At 70.9% G+C, this 1,925-nt stretch carries 2 protein-coding genes and 1 pseudogene; all 3 read right to left on the reverse strand.

The genetic code is table 11. The annotated features are described in order from the left end of the window. Positions 1-356, reverse strand: a pseudogene (locus FrCorBMG51_RS30865) (glycine--tRNA ligase); the annotation flags it as partial. A 292-nt stretch (positions 357-648) separates the two neighbouring features. Continuing rightward, complete coding sequence (locus FrCorBMG51_RS08000; RefSeq protein ID WP_047222440.1) at positions 649-1,020, reverse strand: antibiotic biosynthesis monooxygenase family protein; 372 nt, start codon at positions 1,018-1,020, stop codon at positions 649-651. 87 nt (positions 1,021-1,107) lie between these two features. Beyond that, the gene (locus FrCorBMG51_RS08005; RefSeq protein ID WP_013873048.1) at positions 1,108-1,911 is read right to left on the reverse strand and encodes an isoprenyl transferase; all 804 of its coding nucleotides are present in this window, start codon (positions 1,909-1,911) and stop codon (positions 1,108-1,110) included. Positions 1,912-1,925 lie beyond the last annotated feature (14 nt).

Below are 1,925 nucleotides of genomic sequence, written 5' to 3' on the forward strand. Positions count from 1 at the left end.
GCCGTCGGCGGCCGGCCGCGCCTGGCCTCGAACGCCTCCTCCAGATGGTCGGCGCGGAACCGCTTGTGGCAGGACAGGCACTCGGTCAGCGGGTCGACGAAGACCTGCACGTGGCCGCTGGTCTCCCAGACCTCGCGGGCGAGGATCACGCACGAGTCGAGGCCGACGACGTCCTCCCGGCCCTGGACCATGGCCTTCCACCAGGCGCGCTTGACGTTGTTCTTCAGCTCGACCCCGAGCGGACCGTAGTCCCACGAGGCCCGCAGGCCACCGTAGATCTCGCTCGAGGGGAAGACCAACCCCCGGCGCTTGCACAGACTGACGATGGTGTCCATGCGGTCGGATGCACTGGCCACGCGGGCGCTCCCTTCCTTTCTGCCCGGTGTCGTCGGTGACATGGGCTGCGGGGTCCTCGACCTGCCCCCCGGCACAACCTGGCGGACCGGCCGGCCGCGGGGCGGCTGGGCCCGCTGACGTTCCAGCGGACCGCCGGCGACGCGATCGTGTTCCCCCGCGCGCCGCCAGCGACGCGCAGGGCCGTCGGCCCGCTGAAGAGGATCAGGTGCCGTTGAGGGAGTCGAGCACCCAGCCTACGGGCCAAACGGTGATCATGATCGGGCAGGTACGGCCTCGCCCGCGGCGGGCTGGTCATCCCGACGGCCTGTCACCGGGCCCGGCGGTGGCGGCGTCCGCCGCCAGGTCGGAGCCACCACGGCGAACCGGGCCGCCGGCGGCGTCATGCGCCAGCAGCACCTCGAACGCACCCGGCTCGTCGACGGCATAGGCCATCAGCGGCGTCAGCTCCACCCGGACGTCGAAGGCCGCCAGGGCCCGGCGCCAGGCACCCACCCCGTCCCACTCGGATGTGATCACCCAGAGTTCCGGGTCGTCCACGGCTCGCCCCAGCCGAGCCGAACGGTAGCCTCGCGCGGCGGCGAGAACCGCCAGCGTCCGTTCTGCCCGTTCACGGAAGGTGACAGCCTCCTCCGCTGGGACCCGTAGCCGGGTGACGACAACCACTGGACGGTTCTATCAGTCCGGCCGGCCCTGCCGGGCTCCTGCCGGGCCGCGGCGGCGACCGGTCACAGCCGGCCGGGCAGGCCCGGATCAGACTCCGGAGGGATGTGCGACGACACCACCGTAGCGGCGGTCCCGCTTGGCGAAGTCGAGGCACGCCGCCCACAGGTCACGCCGGTCGAAGTCCGGCCACAGCCGTTCGACGAACACGAACTCCGCGTAGGCCGCCTGCCAGAGCAGGAAGTTGCTCAGCCGCTGTTCCCCGGAAGTACGGATCAGCAGATCGACGTCGGGCATCTCCGGCTCGTCGAGATACCGGGCGAGGGTGTTCTCGTCGATGCGCTCCGGCCGCAGCCGGCCGTCGCGGACGTCCCGGGCGATGGCGGCGGCGGCGTCGGCGAGTTCGGCCCGCCCGCCGTAGTTGACGCACATCACCAGGGTGAGACGATCGTTCCCGCGGGTGCGTTCCTCGGCCGTCTCCAGCCGCCGGATGACGTTGCTCCACAGCCGTGGACGCCGACCGGCCCACCGGACCCGGACCCCGAGCGTGTCCATGTCGTCGATGCGCCGGCCGAACACCCCGTCGGTGAAACGCATCAGGAACGCGACCTCGTCCGGCGACCGTTTCCAGTTCTCGGTGGAGAAGGCGTACACCGACAGCCAGCGGACGCCGAGTTCGATGGCCCCCTCCACACAGTCGAAGAGAGCGTCCTCACCGGCTTCGTGGCCCTTCGTCCGCGGCAGGCCGCGCATTTTTGCCCACCGACCGTTACCATCCATGACGATGGCGACATGTTGTGGGATCAACGCGGAAGGAATTTCCGGCGGGCATGCGCCGGAAGGATGTGGGTGAGGCGCCCGGAACTGCCCAGCCCCCCCGTTACGCGGATTCACCGGCTTGACCCCCC

The sequence above is a fragment of the Protofrankia coriariae genome, from assembly GCF_001017755.1.
GTDB classification, from domain to species: Bacteria; Actinomycetota; Actinomycetes; order Frankiales; family Frankiaceae; genus Protofrankia; species Protofrankia coriariae.